At 65.4% G+C, this 13,639-nt stretch carries 10 protein-coding genes and 2 pseudogenes; 1 reads left to right on the top strand and 11 read right to left on the bottom strand.

The genetic code is table 11. The features are described 5' to 3' along the window. The 5 genes and pseudogenes from RBR29_RS01455 to RBR29_RS01475 all read right to left on the bottom strand — a co-directional run. Positions 1-1,270 (bottom strand): annotated as a pseudogene (locus tag RBR29_RS01455) (alpha/beta hydrolase); the annotation flags it as partial. After that, positions 1,267-2,118 (bottom strand): DUF4105 domain-containing protein, encoded by an 852-nt coding sequence (locus RBR29_RS01460; protein ID WP_320346504.1) that lies wholly within the window; start codon positions 2,116-2,118, stop codon positions 1,267-1,269. The gene RBR29_RS01460 and the pseudogene RBR29_RS01455, both read right to left, overlap by 4 nt. Before the next feature lie 179 nt (positions 2,119-2,297). Continuing rightward, positions 2,298-3,143, bottom strand: a pseudogene (ttcA, locus tag RBR29_RS01465) (tRNA 2-thiocytidine(32) synthetase TtcA); the annotation flags it as partial. 19 nt (positions 3,144-3,162) lie between these two features. Further along, positions 3,163-3,525 (bottom strand): dihydroneopterin aldolase, encoded by a 363-nt coding sequence (locus tag RBR29_RS01470; RefSeq protein WP_320346506.1) that lies wholly within the window; start codon positions 3,523-3,525, stop codon positions 3,163-3,165. Beyond that, positions 3,522-5,306 (bottom strand): PDZ domain-containing protein, encoded by a 1,785-nt coding sequence (locus tag RBR29_RS01475; RefSeq protein ID WP_320346509.1) that lies wholly within the window; start codon positions 5,304-5,306, stop codon positions 3,522-3,524. Before RBR29_RS01475 ends, RBR29_RS01470 begins: the two co-directional genes overlap by 4 nt. A 25-nt stretch (positions 5,307-5,331) precedes the next feature. Here RBR29_RS01475 and RBR29_RS01480 point away from each other — a divergent pair, with 25 nt between their 5' ends. After that, complete coding sequence (locus tag RBR29_RS01480) at positions 5,332-6,108, top strand: enoyl-CoA hydratase (RefSeq protein ID WP_320346511.1); 777 nt, start codon at positions 5,332-5,334, stop codon at positions 6,106-6,108. A gap of 7 nt (positions 6,109-6,115) precedes the next feature. Here the strand turns inward: RBR29_RS01480 and RBR29_RS01485 are convergent, their stop codons facing one another. The 6 genes from RBR29_RS01485 to csgH all read right to left on the bottom strand — a co-directional run bounded on the left by RBR29_RS01485 (position 6,116) and on the right by csgH (position 13,566). Continuing rightward, the gene (locus RBR29_RS01485) at positions 6,116-6,961 is read right to left on the bottom strand and encodes a LuxR C-terminal-related transcriptional regulator (RefSeq protein WP_320346513.1); all 846 of its coding nucleotides are present in this window, start codon (positions 6,959-6,961) and stop codon (positions 6,116-6,118) included. 125 nt (positions 6,962-7,086) lie between these two features. After that, the gene (gene pgaD / locus RBR29_RS01490; RefSeq protein WP_320346515.1) at positions 7,087-7,548 is read right to left on the bottom strand and encodes a poly-beta-1,6-N-acetyl-D-glucosamine biosynthesis protein PgaD; all 462 of its coding nucleotides are present in this window, start codon (positions 7,546-7,548) and stop codon (positions 7,087-7,089) included. After that, positions 7,545-8,879 carry a poly-beta-1,6-N-acetyl-D-glucosamine synthase gene (gene pgaC / locus RBR29_RS01495; protein ID WP_320346517.1) on the bottom strand — a complete coding sequence of 445 codons (1,335 nt, stop codon included), beginning with the start codon at positions 8,877-8,879 and terminating at the stop codon, positions 7,545-7,547. Before pgaC ends, pgaD begins: the two co-directional genes overlap by 4 nt. An 11-nt stretch (positions 8,880-8,890) precedes the next feature. Continuing rightward, entirely contained in the window at positions 8,891-10,912 is a 2,022-nt protein-coding gene (gene pgaB / locus RBR29_RS01500) for a poly-beta-1,6-N-acetyl-D-glucosamine N-deacetylase PgaB (RefSeq protein ID WP_320346519.1), read from the bottom strand. A 14-nt stretch (positions 10,913-10,926) separates the two neighbouring features. Further along, positions 10,927-13,224, bottom strand: a complete 2,298-nt coding sequence (pgaA, locus tag RBR29_RS01505; RefSeq protein WP_320346521.1) for a poly-beta-1,6 N-acetyl-D-glucosamine export porin PgaA — start codon at positions 13,222-13,224, stop codon at positions 10,927-10,929. A 24-nt stretch (positions 13,225-13,248) separates the two neighbouring features. Then, a complete protein-coding gene (gene csgH, locus RBR29_RS01510; RefSeq protein ID WP_320346523.1) occupies positions 13,249-13,566 on the bottom strand; it encodes a curli-like amyloid fiber formation chaperone CsgH in 318 nt (105 codons plus the stop codon). Positions 13,567-13,639 lie beyond the last annotated feature (73 nt).

The raw sequence follows: 13,639 nt of genomic DNA on the forward strand, positions 1-13,639 counted from the left end.
GGGCCGTGCGTTCGGGGTCGAAATGGGCCAGGGTTTCCTGGAACGCCTGGCGGATGGCCTGGTTGTTGTAGGCCAGGGGTTGGCCTGTGGGATAGTAGACCTGCCAGATCTGGTAATTGCGGCGCAGTTCCTCGTCGCCCAGCACTTCGTTGGCCACGTTGACCCAGGCCTCGGGGCTGCTGGCCAGGCCGTGCAGCATCAGGACGATACGCCGTTCGGGGTCGTACGGTTGCAGCAGGTAGATGTGTGGCGCCTGCAGGCCGTTGGTTCCGCCCAGGACATTGCGGATCGCTTGGACCGCGAAGTCGGAACGGGCAAGCCACAGGCCGTAGCCAGAGGTGAAATTGGCTGCCAGCGGCACGGAGTTTCCGGCCAGGTGGACCGCATCGTGCCGGTAGGGGTCGTAGACCGTAAGCGTGGCCTCTCGGGCGTGCAGAACGGTGTCCAGGTCGTCTCCCGGAAAGGACAGGACAGCACTCACGGCCGGGAAAGCAGGCTCGCTCCATGGATGTGGGAAATCGGCGGCGTTTTGCTGCCCAGATCGGGTGACGGTGACCAGCTCGGCGCCCAGGCCATCGCGGCGATAGATGTTGCGCAGGCCCTTGAACGTCAGCGTGCTGGCAGGAATCAGTTCGTCAGGCAGGTGCGCGTCTTCGGGCAGGCGCACATCGGTGTTGTGGATGCACAGCCGCCAGCCTGCCGTCTGCAGCATGGCCCCGCCGCGCAGGGTGCCGGCCGGATGCCCCAGGTAGTGGCGGTAGGCTTTCAGGGAAGCCTGTTGAGTGGCGTAGTTGTAGTAGTCGCGCACCTGGGTCTGGCGGTCCTCGAAGGCGCGCAGGGCCGGTGGCCGTGCGGTATGGAACAGATAGGCGTATGCCTGTCGGGCCGCCTGCAGATAGGTGTCCAGGCCGGCGGCACTGTCGGGGACATCCTCGTTCAGGGCCTGGGCCAGCCAGAGTTCCGCCAGCGCCGAGAGCCGCTGTTCTGTGGCCAGTCCCGAAGGGCTGGACAGGGCTTTGATGCAGGGTGCTGGATCCCGGCGGCAGGGCGCAGGATCCTGGCCGACGATGGACAGGGCGTCGCGGGCGGCGATACTGAGCGCGTTGGAACTGAGGATGTCGCCTCGGCGCTGGGTGATGAAATCCTGGGTGCTGACGGGGCGGATCCGGACACCGGCGCAGCCGGCCAGCAGGCTGGCTGCCAGCAGCAGGACGAACCAGCGCGCGCAGCGGCTTGTGCGCGCCAGCGAGGCGGTATCCAGGGCGCTCATGAGGATTGCGCGGGGGTGTCCCGCGTCGGGTCGTGCCTCGGTTCCGGGGTCCGGATGCGCTGCGAGAATTCCAGGGCTGGCCCCGCCTGCGCGGCGCGGCGGGTGATATCGGCCCGGGCGCGCAAGGTGTCCAGCGGCAGGCTCGTGTCCAGACCGTGGTGCTTGTACAGGTATTCGGGCAGATAGCCCGACAGGATCAGCCGGATGTCCAGCGGCAGGCCAGGAACCAGTGGGCGGACCATGTCGTAGACCAGGGTCGTGCAGTTGGCCGTCAGCGTGTGGTAGAAGCGCGGTTCGTCTGCCAGCTGGTTGGCGCGTTCCACGTAGGACAGGAACAGGGCGCGCATGGCGGGGACGGGCAGCCTGACCGGGTACAGAAAGACTTGCTCGCCCCGGGGGCCGGCGCGCACGTGAAGGATGTCGCGCTCTTCGGCGGCGACGATGGCCAGTTCGAACTGCTTGATAAAGCCGCCCAGGGTGGAAAAGGCTTCGTCGCGTTCCCGGCGGATCTCGACGGAGAACACCAGATGGCGTCCGTCCGCGAAGCCGAAGGACACCAGGGTGTGGGCAATGGCCGGCCCCATCCAGTAGGACAGTGCCATGTCCACGGATGTCAGGGTGTCCAGATCGTAGGTCCCGTCGTGCCAGCGCGCGGTGTAGTCCGTATCGCTGCGCCAGTCGAAATCGCGGATGTCATGCAGTGTGACCAGGGACCCGTGTACGCTGCCGCGCAGGGTACGGGAAACATCGTCGGCCCAATCTCGATCGTTCGATGGCTCCAGACTCAGCCACCAGACCGCCAGTGGGATGAGCAGCAGGGCAAGAGCAGCAAATGTCCAGCGGGCCATGTGGGTAGACCTGTAGTCGGTGGGTGCTAGCGGGCGTCCGGCCTGCGCACGCGTGGCCTGCTGTGCTGTTCGTCCACGTCGCGGCCTGCCAGCCGCGTCGCTTCGATAGGCTCGAAATGGTCCGCAGGGGCCATTTCGTGTTCGATCTCATCCTCGGAGAAAGCGGGCAGGGGGAAGTCTTCTGCGTCGAAAGCGCGGTCGCCGTCGGCATCGGCGCGGCCGGTGGGCCGCAGGCCGGCGAAGTCCATCAGCGCCGGGTCCATCAGATGCGATGGCACCACGTGCGACAAGGCGCGGAATACGTTCCAGGTGCGGTTGGTGAAATGGCGATCCCATTCTTCCAGCATGCGGTTGATCTCCTTGCGTTTCAGGTTTTCCTGGGATCCGCACAGATTGCAGGGAATGATGGGGAATTCGCGCAGCTTGGCGTAGGCGATCAGGTCTTTTTCGCGCACGTAGGCCAGGGGCCGGATGATGATGTGTTCGCCGTTGTCGGACACCAGCTTGGGTGGCATGGCTTTCATCCGTCCACCGTAGAACAGGTTCAGGAAAAAGGTCGCCAGGATGTCGTTGCGGTGGTGGCCCAGGGCGATCTTGGTGGCCCCCAGTTCACGGGCGACACGGTACAGGATGCCGCGCCGCAGGCGCGAACACAGGGAACAGGTGGTCTTGCCTTCCGGGATCAGGCGCTGGACGATGGAGTAGGTGTCCTGGTTTTCGATGTGAAAGGGGATACCCCGCGCGTTCAGGTAATCGGGCAGCACATGTGCCGGGAATCCGGGCTGCTTCTGATCCAGATTGACGGCCACGATCTCGAAATCGATGGGGGCGCGTTCGCGCAGCGTCAGCAGGATGTCGAGCAGGCCGTAGGAATCCTTGCCGCCCGACATGCAGACCATGACGCGATCGCCCTGTTCGATCATGCCGTAGTCGCCGATGGCCTTGCCGGTTTCGCGCAGCAGGCGCTTGACGAGTTTGTTTTCGTTGACACTGCGGCGCTGTGGGGCCGGAATGGGTGTGTTCATGGGGCTGGCGGGGATGGATTCAGCGGTGGCGTGCCTGTTCGACGCAGACGGTGCAGTCGCCAAAGGCCTGCGGCTTGCAGATGCGGATTCTAACGCCGAGGACGGCAGGGAAATCGCGCAGGACGCGATCCAGCATGCGGTCCACCAGGGTCTCCAGCAGATCGGTGTGGGTGCGAGTGGACTCATCGATCAGGGCATCGCGCAGCAGGCGGTAGTCCAGCACCGTGCCGATGTCCGCATCGTCGACGGGGCGCGAGGCATCGGTTTCGAATTCCGCCTGGATCACCAACGGCTGCGGGGCTTGGCGTTCATGGTCCAGCATGCCGATCGAGGCCCGGACGCGCAGGTCGTCCAGGATGACGCGGCGGGTGTTCGGGTTCATGCGTGTGCCCTGATGCCGGACCGCTGCAACTGGTGGCGCAGGGCAGTGGGTTTGCCCAGCCGGACTGTGTACGAGCGCAGTTCATCTCGCCTGAACACATGCAGCGTCAGGCGCTGGCCAGGCCGGCGTGCGTCCAGCAGGCGATCCAGGCCGGCGGCGTCGGCGATGCGCAGGCCATCGGCGGCGATCAGCAGATCGCCGGCGGACAGCCCGGCGCGGTGTGCGGGGCCATGTTCGTACACGGTGGACAGGCGCACGCCAGCCGGGTCTGCCTGGGTGCGCACGCCCAGCGAGGGGCGGGGGTGTTCGGCTTGTGTGACCAGTTCGATGCCGACTTGCGCCAGGGCGGCTTTCAGGGGGACGTCTTCGCGGCCAAGGGCATGGCGTGCGATGAAGTCGGCGACATCGGCGCCAGTGGCTGTGCGGATCAGGGCCGGCATGGCGTCTTCGGCCACCCCGCGGGCGCGGCCCCGGTAGAAATCCCGGCCATAGCGCTGCCACAGCAGGCGCATGACATCGTCCAGGCTGCGTGTGCCGCCTGATTGACGGCGGATTTCCAGATCCAGGCCCAGTGCCACCAGCGCGCCCTTGGTGTAGTAGCTGACCAGGGCGTTGGGTGAGTTTTCGTCCTGCTTGTAGTAGCGCGTCCAGGCGTCGAAGGAACTTTCTGCAACGGACTGTTTCAGGCGTCCGCCGGCACGCAGCACTTGATCCAGGGTGCGGCCGACCAGCTTCAGGTAGGCGGGTTCGTCGATCACGCCCGCACGCAGCAGCATCAGATCGTCGTAGTAGGACGTGAAGCCTTCGAATACCCACAGCAGTTCCGTATGAACGGGGCGGCTCAGATCATAGGGCACGAAAGCGGCGGGCTTGATGCGCTTGACGTTCCAGGTGTGGAAGTATTCGTGGCTGAGCAGGCCCAGGAACGAGACGTAGCCTTCGGGCGCGTCGCAGTCGCGTGTGGGCAGATCGGCGCGGCGGGTGATCAGGGCGGTAGAAGCGCGGTGTTCCAGGCCGCCATAGCCATCGCCTGTGACCATGACCAGAAACACATAACGTGTGGCGCTGTCCAGAAAGGGGGCGCGGCGCGTTTTGGGTTCGAACAGTTCGATCTGGGCCGCGCAGATTTTCTGCGCGTCGGCGGCGATGCGTTCCAGGTCCAGGCCGGGGGCCAGGCCGGTGAACACCAGATCGTGGATGGCCCCGTGGGCCTCGAAGCTGATGAACTGGGGGGTGCCGATTTCGACAGGATGGTCGATCAGATCATCGTAGTCACGAGCCCGGTACAGGCCGAATCCGCGCAAGGAGGCTGCCCCTGGGTAGCCGTCGGCGGCTGGCAGGCTGGTGTGGACTTGCCAGCCGCGCGCGTGCGTGGGGGGGCACAGGTCCAGCAGGCAGGGCTGGGATTCCTGGCCGACGGCGGCCAGGAACAGGCTGCAGCCGTTGAAAAAGGCGTGGCTTTCGTCGAAGTGCGCGCCGCGCACGGACAGGTCCCAGGCATAGACCTGGTAGTCCACGATCAAGGGGCCGGCGCAGGGGGTGCAGTGCCAGGTATGGCTGTCGGTCTTGCGGGTGGCAATGGGGGTGCCGCCGGACGAAGCCTGCAAAGTTTCGATCTGTCGGGCAAAATCACGAATCAGATAGCTGCCTGGAATCCAGGCAGGCAGGCGCAGGCGCTGGCCGGCCGGATCGGGGTGCGGAATCGTCAGACGGATGGCGTAGCGGTGCCCGGCCGGGTCGGCCAACTGCACCTGGTATTGGATCATCTGTTCGTTTTTCATGTCGATAGTTTACTTTGGAGGCACCATGAGCGAATCATTCGTCAAGGTCGAGGTCCGGGGCCGTGTCGGCTTGCTGACCCTGAACCGCCCGCAAGTCCTGAATGCCCTAAGCAACGAGGTCATCGATGAACTGTCGGCCGCCGTGCGCGCCTTCGAGGCCGACGACGGCATCGGCGCCATGGTGCTGACTGGCAGTCAGAAGGCCTTTGCCGCCGGGGCTGACATCAGCGCCATGTCGGACTGGTCTTACATGGACGTCTACAAATCCGATTACCTGGGGGGCAATTGGGACGCGCTGCGTCGTGCCCGCAAACCCATCATCGCTGCGGTGTCCGGCTATGCGCTGGGCGGCGGTTGCGAATTGGCGATGCTGTGCGATTTCATCATCGCCGCGGAAAATGCCAAGTTCGGCCAGCCGGAAATCAAACTGGGCGTCATTCCCGGCTACGGCGGTACCCAGCGCTTGCCGCGCGCGGTGGGCAAGGCCAAGGCCATGGATCTGGTGCTGACGGCCCGCATGATGGATGCCGTCGAGGCGGAGCGCGCCGGTCTGGTGGCGCGTATCGTGCCGGCCGAACGCCTGCTGGACGAGGCGCTGGAAGCCGCTGCGACGATCGCCGCGATGCCGTTGCCTGCCGTGATGATGGCCAAGGAATGCGTCAACCGCGCCTTCGAGGCCACGCTGGACGAATCGCTGCTGTTCGAGCGACGCAATTTTCATGCGTTGTTCGCCACCGAAGACCAAAAGGAAGGCATGCGCGCGTTCGTGGAAAAGCGCAAGCCGGACTTCAAGCACCGCTAAGGAACCTCTAAACGTCGGTGTGCCTGGCCGTCTCCTGCAGGCTTGTGTCGGGGTCATGCCACCCCAGCGTGGCGCCGCGCGAGATGGCTGCATAGACCGCTGAATTGCGGGTGTTGACGGACAGGCGTTGGTAGAGCGCCTCGGCGTGGGTCTTGGTGGTTGCCACCGAGATGTTCAGTTCCCGGCTGATTTTCTTCAGCGGGTGGCCTTTGGCCAGCATCGCCAGTACCTCGTACTGGCGATGCGTCAGGTTCAGCAGGGCGGCTTCCCGGGCAATCAGATCCGGCGCGAGCGCCTGGGGGGCGCCCAGCGGTTTGGGCATCAGATCCGGGCTGTCCGGCTTGTGCAAGAGACTGTCGGCGGGCGATTCGTTGCAGGGCGGTGCGGGTGGGGCGGCCTCGTGGTCGTACCAGCGTCGTTTCAGCCCGCCATGGCTTGTTGGCAGGGATGTGTCGGCCTGGCACGCGTCGGGGTGTGGGAAGCATTTTCCTCCGGCCAGGACCAGCATGACCGATGCCTTCAGCACGTCCTGGGAGGCGTGCTTGGAAATATACCCGGACAGGACGGAAGGCAGATTGAGCAGGGAATAGGGCAGGGTCTGGGTTTCCGACAGTAGCAGGATGCGCCGTGGTGCGTAGCGCGTCTGGGCGGCGTTGACGAGTTCGGTCATCTGGCCGTAGGTGTCGGGCACGGACAGCAGCATCAGATCCGTCTCCGTGCGGCACGGCGTGCCGTGGAAGAGCTGGGTGTAGTCGATGCCTGTGCTGGTGAGTGTGCTGTCAAGTGTGCGCAGCAGCGCCAGCAGACCCATGCGCAAAAGCGCATTGGGCTCTACTACCGTAATGGTCGCCATCGTGGTGTCCTCTTGCAAAGATCCTGGATCGGGCGCGCAGAGGCGAGCGCTTATTGTTTATCTTTGAACCAGGATTGGCAATCCCGGTTTTCGCTACAGGGCCGTGTGTTGCAAATGCGGCCCGGTCACTGGTGCAGTCGCATGAAGGGCTGAGTGGCGGCGGGTTCGTCAACGAAATCGATCATGCTGATCCGACCTTCTGGAGTGTGGTGAATGAGGATGGTCCGGCTGGCATGCAGGATCTGCAGTTGCGTCGGACTGATGTCGAAATGCTGCGCCAGCGCGTTGGGCTGCAGTGCGTCCGTTGGCTTGCGCCGGTCCAGGCCGCTGAAGCGCACGGCGTTGTAGCAGGCCCAGGCAGACAGCAGCAATCCGATACAGGCTGCCAGTAGCGCATAGGCCAGCAGGGTCTGCATGTTGGGCAACAGCCGGGACCAGGCGGGTGCTGTGGCGGTGAATTCCGGGTCTGTCATGATGGAATGGATGCCCGATGCGAACAGAAAGCCGAACGCCGCCCAGGCCAGGATCGTGAGCAGGCCGTCGAGCAAGGCCGCAGATATAGAGCGAGGAGTCTTGATGATCATCATGATGCAGGTGCCTTGATGCCGCGATCGGGGCTGTTCCAGCGGGCGCGGCGGCGGCCGCGTCTGAGCATGACCCTGGGAAAACCGTACAGCGTGGTGAACAGGCCGATCAGCCAGTAGGCCAGGGGATACCAGATGACCCAGAACAGGGCGCGAAACAGGTGGTGTTCGTAGCGGCGGTCGATAAAGAAGCTGACGCAGAACTGCAGCAGGCAGGCGACCGCCAGGGCCATGCCTGTGAAAGCGGGCGGGACCAGTGTTTCAACTTGGATGTGGCCGGGCAGCGCCACGAACAGGCCAATGGCCCAGAGCCCCAGGGACAGGAGCAGGGCGAAGGCCCAGATCGTCGATACGCAATATTCCAGTGCCATGGGCCACAGGCGATGGTGGCGCCAGGTCCGCAGGTTCGGGAGATTCTTGAGGAAGACCTCGGCGCCCCCTTGCGCCCAGCGCAGGCGCTGTTTCCACAGGCCGCGCAGGGTTTCCGGCATCAGGATCCAGCACAGTGCGCGCGGTTCGAAGAAGATCGACCAGTGGTCCCGCTGCAGTTTCCAGCTGATGTCGATGTCCTCGGTCACCATGTCCAGACTCCAGTAGCCGACCCGGTCCAGCGCGCTGCGCCGGAATGCGGCGACCACACCGGATACGGTGAAGACCTGGCCGTAGACTCGCTGGGTGCGCTTGATCAGGCCGACGATGGACGAGAATTCGCCCACCTGGATGCGGCCGATCAGCGTGGAACGTGTGCGCACACGCGGGTTGCCGGTGACCGCGCCGACCCGGGGGTGGTGGACCATGGGGGCGGCCAGGTAGGCGGCGGCGTCGCGGTCCAGGATGGCATCGCCGTCGATGCAGACCAGGTATTCGCTGCGGGCCGCCAGCGCGCCCATGCGCAGGGCCATGGCCTTGCCCTGATTGTGGGCGAGATGGATCACCCGCAGGCGCGCGTGTGCCTGCGCCAGGCGATCCAGCATGTCTGCCGTGCCGTCCGTCGAGCCGTCGTCGATGGCGATCACCTCTATCCGGGGGTAGCGCTGATTCAAGGCCGACAGCACGGTGTCGGCACCGTGTTCGGCTTCGTTGTGGCAGGGGATCAGAATGGAAATCCAGGGTGATCCCTGCAGGGCTGGCGCAGCTGTGTCGGGGGTCCAGGGCCAGCATCGCTCCCAGTGCAACCAGTAGTACAGCCCGCCGAACATCCACAGGCTCGACATGAACAGGGGGTAGAAAAAGACGAAATCCAGGATCAGGTTGCCGGTCCACACCAGGGCTGCCCCGAAGGGGGCGCCTGCAACGAGGCACAGGATCAGAAAGGCGAGCAGTCGGTCTATCATGGCGGCGCTCCTCAGCGGTGGGGATACCAGGCGGTTGAAATCGCGGGCCGGATGGTCTCCAGCGCCGGCTGGTCCTGGTTGAAATCGTCCGGGTAGTAGCCAAAATGCCGGACTCCAGTGCGCTGCAGGCGCTGCATCCAGCGGGCCAGGGTCCGGCTGTCCACGGCTGGCTGGCCTGGCCGGCCCCAGTCGCGGGCCTGGAGTTCGAATACGGTGTGCTCCAGTCCGCCAGGATGGCGCCGCACCGCTGCGACCAGGCGTTCGATCCAGGCGTCGGAATGTGCCATGGGCACCTGTTCCATCAGCGGCATGGCCATGAGCGCGGTCCAGTCATAGGCTTGCAGGAAATCATCCAGGTTCTGCGCATACCAGGTTTCGCTGGCCGGGTTCAGGACGGGTTCGGCGTACAGGTTGCGGGCGGTACGCACCTGAGGGCCCCGGATGGCGCGGACCCGCTGCGCCAGCGAACGGGTGAAGTCGATCAGGGCAAGGCGCTTGAAACGGGTCCAGCGTTGCAGGGTTTCAGGGTCGGCCCGCAGCGCCTGGATGGTATCGGGCAGGCCCGCGCGGTGGTAGGCTGCAAGCGCCGCCGGGCCGGCGTCCTCGAAATCGCTGAGCACGGCATCGTCGTGAAACAGGATGCCGTCGATCGGCGCCGCGCGCGCCATGTCTTCGTACAGTTCTGCAATGGCTTCCCTGGCCTGGGGATCAAAGGGGGACAGCCGTTGATACTGCGCGGGGTCCGGTCTGGGCGGCGCATTCGGGTCGGCCGGGTCCTGGCAGACGACGCGAGCGATGCCTTGTGGCAGATCGAAGCTCAGGACTGGCATCCAGGCATAGACCTTCACCTGGGCGCGGTTGCGCAGTTGCCAGACGACCCGATTGAACAGATCGGCACGCATGGGCAGTCGGCGGTTCGGGAAATAGACCGAGCGTGCCAGGCCGTCGCCCGTGGGGTCGGCGTAAGCCTGCAGAAAAACCGTATTGATGCCCAGATCGGCAATCCGTTGCACCAGCGTGCCCAGGTTGCGGTCTGTCTGACCAGGGTCGGGATCATAGATGTAGTCCAGATCCACCTGGGCCACCCGGAAATCCCCTCGGGACTCGAAACCGGTGACCGAACGTGCGAACGTCTGCATGTCGGGTGAGTCCGTCACCAGCAGGCGGGGCATGGACAGAGGGCTGGCGGCCGATCCCAGGCCGTCGTCGAGCGTCAGGGCCATCTGATAGCCCTGGTTGCGGATGATGTCCAGCGCTTCGCCGTTTGCTGCGCCGTAGGGCCAGACCCAGACGCGGGGGGGCGTGCCGGTTGCCTGGCGGATCTTGTGCGTGATGCGCTGGACGTCTTCTGCGATCCGATGGCGGTAGGCTGCATCGGTTTCATAGGTGCGCGTGCCTGGGTCGTAGCGGCGCGTGATGGCGGCGGGTTCCACATTGCCCTGGGGATTGGCGAGAATGCCCTGGTGCAGGTCATCGGTGTGCGAAGCGATTTCGACCAGGCCAGAACGGGCCATTTGCCGGATATCTTCCCAGGTGGCGAAACGTTCCCTTGGCACCCATCGATCGCCAAAGCGCACGGGCTGGCCGGGTGCCGCGTCGAGCCAGCGGCCTACGGGCGCCCAGACGGCAGGCCAGTGCATGGCCTGCAGGATTGGAAAGACCCGGCTGCGAAAGCTGCGGTAGCCATCGTCGAAGCTGAGCAGCACGGCCTTGGGCGGCAGATCCTGGCCGCCGCGCCCGGCGGCCAGGATCTGATCGACGGACACGGCCTGATAGCCGTTGTTTCGCAACCATTCGAGCTGGGCCACCAGCTGATCCGTGCGTACCGACAGGAACTGCTGATCGGGATCGCTGTCTTCAACATCGTGATAGGCCAATGCCAGCACGTGGTTGGTGGGCCAGGGTTGATCGATGCTGGCCATGGGCCTGAGCGCGGGCGGTGCGAAGGTCGGGATGTCGCGTGCGCAGCCTGTCAGCAGCACCAGACAGGCCAGGGAAAACAGGCGCAGGATGCAGGATAAGGATCGTGGCATGGTGCGCTCCCAGGTCAGAACCGGACTGTCATGTCAACGAGAATGTTGAAACTGCGCTCACGCTGGCCGTCGTAGGGGCGCGAGGTGCCCGAGGCCAGGAAGCCGATCTCGAATGTGCGGCTGAGGCGGTAGCGTTGGCCATAGCCGATGGTGTAGAGGCCGCCGGTGCCGTGCCCTTGCTGCGAGTAGCTGCCGGCGGCCAGCTGGAACTGCTGGTCCCAGCGGGTTTCATCCCGTTGGTACAGGGTGTGTGTCACCTGCAGGGCAGGTACGATCGCCAGGTCTGACTTGGGGTTGAAGTAGGGTGCATCGTCGGCCGTGTTGCGAGAGGCGGACAGATCGAGCAGCGCATCGACCTGGAATCGGGGCGCGGTGTAGAGACGCTGGCGGCCTGACAGGCCGATCTCCAGGCGGCGGTTGCCGTCGGAAAAGAACCCAGGCGCCAGGGTCAGGGTCCATTCCCTGCGGTCGTCGCCGCGCCAGCGCAGGGATGCGCTGATCGTGTTGGCAGTGATGTCGTGCTTCAAGGCCCGCAGCGGTGTGTCGCGCGACCGCAGGGCGCCGCCGATGCCGGCCTGCCAATGGTCGTTCAGATCCACGAACGCCGAGAATGCCGCCGCAGCCCGGGTGCCGTGGCCGTAGCGGATGCCGGAGGCCTCGGCCTGGACCGTCAGGTCGCGGCCACGCCATTCGAGCCCTGCACGTGCCCAGGCAGCGTGACCGATTCCTTCGTCGAATCGTCCTTCGGTGTAGCCGGTGCCGGTGAAGACGCGCCAGTTTTCATCCAGAGGCGGCGAGTAGAGTACGGTGTCGATGCTGGCATCCTGGCTGCCCCGGTCCTGGCTTCCGGTGGATGTCCCCCGGCTGGCGGTGGTCCGCCATTCGGCTTTCTGGTGCGCGTCCCATTCAGCGTTCAGGCGTTGCACGGCGGCATCTTCCGGGGTCCGGGCCATCAGGTCATCGCGTAACAGCCTGGCCTGGTGCCATTCCTGCAGGGCGAGGGCGGTCTCGGCCTGGCCGATCTCGACTTCAATGGCTCGGGGCGCCTGGGTTTCAGCGGTTTTCAGGTCGAGTTCCGCCTGGCGAGGCAGATCCCGGGCGCGCAGGACCTGGGCCCGGGCGACACGCAGGCTGGCGTTGCCAGGCGCGGTGGCGACCATCTGATCCAGCGCGGCCTGGGCTGCCAGCGTATCGCCCTGGTACAGCGTGCCCAGGGCGCGCGTCCGTTCGATATCCAGCCTGTCCGGGTTGGGTTGGCGCATGGGGTTGCCTTTGTATCTGATCCACGTGGGCTGTGCGGCAAGCGCCCGGTCCAGTTCGGTGTTGGCGGCGGTGTTCCGGCTGGATTCGGAGAGCGCGTAGTACAGGCCGATCTGGTCGGCTGCCCGTGCGGAGGGGGCCTGGCTCATGGTGGCCGATGCCAGGGACTGTTGGAACAGGGAGGCAGCGGTTTCCGGCTGGTGCTGTGTCAGATAGGCGCCGGCCACGTCGCCCAGCACGTAATCGGGGACGGCGGCGCTGTCGGCCTGCAGGGCTTCGTAGCGGGCCGTGAGATCCCGCATCCGGCCACGCGCGCGCAAGGCCAGCAACTGGTCTGCCTCGGCGCGCCGCAAATCCTCGTGCGCCTCAGGGCCCAGGGCGCGCCACTGCGGGATCAGCTGGTCGTACAGGGCCAGCGCCTGGTCCGCCACGGCGTGCCGTTGTGCTTCGCCCCGTGTGACGGTGGCGGCCGTGCGGGTCAGTTCGGCGGCGATATCGGCCTGCAGGGAACGTGTCTGCGCCGGGCTGATCAGGCCAGGGTGCGTGTCAGCCAGTTGGAGCGCGCTGTGCGGCAGTCGCGCATCCTGCAGGGCCAGCACGTAGGCACGCATGACATAGGGGCGGTCGGGGGCCAGCGAGTACGCCTGGGATGCCTGTTCCAGGGCGGCATACGGTTGCCTGTCCTGGCCATAGGCATACGCCAGCGCGAGATGCGCATCCGGGTCGCCGGGTCGGCGCGCCACAAGGGCTTGGCCGCGCTCGATGGCCTCGTGCGGGCGCGCTGCATCCGCCAGGGTCATGACATGGCCGTAGGAAAAAGAGGTCTGCCCGGGGAACCGCTGTTCTCCTTGCCTGAACAGCGCAATGGCCTGGGACCACTGGCGCGCGTCCCGGTACGCGCGCGCCACTGTTTCGAGTTCGGCGGCAGGGATTGTCGTGGGGGATCCGGCCTGTTCGTACGTCTGCAAAATGGCCGTGGCACCCTCGCCAGCGGCAAGCCGTGTCAGCAGCATGAGAACAGCCAATGCGATGAGGCGCAGTGTAGTAGGCATGATACGGCTCGCAATGCGAGGGGTTCAGAATGCGCTGGCGCAGGCGAAACGGTAGGTGCCTGCCTGGATGCCCTGGGAGAAGATCAGCAATTCGACCTGGCACTGATCGTGCGCGCCGATCGATATGGAAAAGCGCGTCAGCGCGGTGGGCCGGCCGGCCGGAAGATCGACTGAGCCGCTTTGCGCGATGCGCGAGGTGCCCGAGGGCCCTTGCTTGATGACCCGGATGCGATAGTCGATGATGCGGTGTGCCGGGCTCTGGACGTAGGGCACGATCATGCCGGCCTGCGCATCGGCCCCGCTGCCCAGCCATACCCGGAGGTTCAGGTCTGCTGCCATCATGATCATGCTCCGGAAACAAAGGGGGCGAACGCTCTGGCCAAGCCTGCATGGCCCGCCAGAGCGTCTGTTGCAA

Origin of the sequence: Castellaniella sp. (assembly GCF_034007085.1) — a bacterium.
Lineage (GTDB): Bacteria > Pseudomonadota > Gammaproteobacteria > Burkholderiales > Burkholderiaceae_B > Castellaniella.

What these genes read in the sequence shown, in the direction of transcription:
- RBR29_RS01460 (WP_320346504.1), bottom strand. Translation starts at nt 2,118, where the DNA reads ATGGCCCGCTGGACATTTGCTGCTCTTGCCCTGCTGCTCATCCCACTG.
- RBR29_RS01470 (WP_320346506.1), bottom strand. Translation starts at nt 3,525, where the DNA reads ATGAACCCGAACACCCGCCGCGTCATCCTGGACGACCTGCGCGTCCGG.
- RBR29_RS01475 (WP_320346509.1), bottom strand. Translation starts at nt 5,306, where the DNA reads ATGAAAAACGAACAGATGATCCAATACCAGGTGCAGTTGGCCGACCCG.
- RBR29_RS01480 (WP_320346511.1), top strand. Translation starts at nt 5,332, where the DNA reads ATGAGCGAATCATTCGTCAAGGTCGAGGTCCGGGGCCGTGTCGGCTTG.
- RBR29_RS01485 (WP_320346513.1), bottom strand. Translation starts at nt 6,961, where the DNA reads ATGGCGACCATTACGGTAGTAGAGCCCAATGCGCTTTTGCGCATGGGT.
- pgaD (WP_320346515.1), bottom strand. Translation starts at nt 7,548, where the DNA reads ATGATGATCATCAAGACTCCTCGCTCTATATCTGCGGCCTTGCTCGAC.
- pgaC (WP_320346517.1), bottom strand. Translation starts at nt 8,879, where the DNA reads ATGATAGACCGACTGCTCGCCTTTCTGATCCTGTGCCTCGTTGCAGGC.
- pgaB (WP_320346519.1), bottom strand. Translation starts at nt 10,912, where the DNA reads ATGCCACGATCCTTATCCTGCATCCTGCGCCTGTTTTCCCTGGCCTGT.
- pgaA (WP_320346521.1), bottom strand. Translation starts at nt 13,224, where the DNA reads ATGCCTACTACACTGCGCCTCATCGCATTGGCTGTTCTCATGCTGCTG.
- csgH (WP_320346523.1), bottom strand. Translation starts at nt 13,566, where the DNA reads ATGATGGCAGCAGACCTGAACCTCCGGGTATGGCTGGGCAGCGGGGCC.